Here is a 385-nt window from a genome sequence, read left to right as displayed (position 1 = left end):
TGCTGGGTCGCCGCGCCATATCCCGCCCTTGCCCAGCTTCGACGGGTCGTTGACCAGCCATTCGAGCAGATACTCCACATGCATGAAGCGAACCTGCCCGATCTCGCCCGCGCGGATGCGAGCGCGCGCGTCTCGGACCATGGGATAGCCGGTGTAGGTGTATGTCACGGCAAAGAACGTGTCATTTGCCGCCGCTATCCGCTGAAGCTCGCGCGCCTGCTGCGACGAGTGGACCAGCGGCTTTTCGCAGATGACAGGAATGCCAGCTTCGAGAAACGCTTTGCATGGTTCGAAATGCAGATGGTTGGGCGTGACGATGATCGCGACTTCAATCGCATCGTCGCGTGCCGCTTCCAAGTCCGCCATGTCATGGAAGCTGAGGTAA

At 60.3% G+C, this 385-nt stretch carries 1 protein-coding gene; it reads right to left on the bottom strand.

Going from position 1 to position 385, the window contains the following annotated elements; translation table 11 throughout:
• A partial coding sequence (locus EN780_RS38420; protein ID WP_210215170.1) for a Gfo/Idh/MocA family oxidoreductase occupies positions 1-385 on the bottom strand: 385 nt, incomplete at both ends.

The sequence above is a fragment of the Mesorhizobium sp. M4B.F.Ca.ET.089.01.1.1 genome (genome assembly GCF_004022605.1).
GTDB lineage: Bacteria > Pseudomonadota > Alphaproteobacteria > Rhizobiales > Rhizobiaceae > Mesorhizobium > Mesorhizobium abyssinicae.
This window is presented reverse-complemented; position numbering and strand designations above follow the sequence as displayed.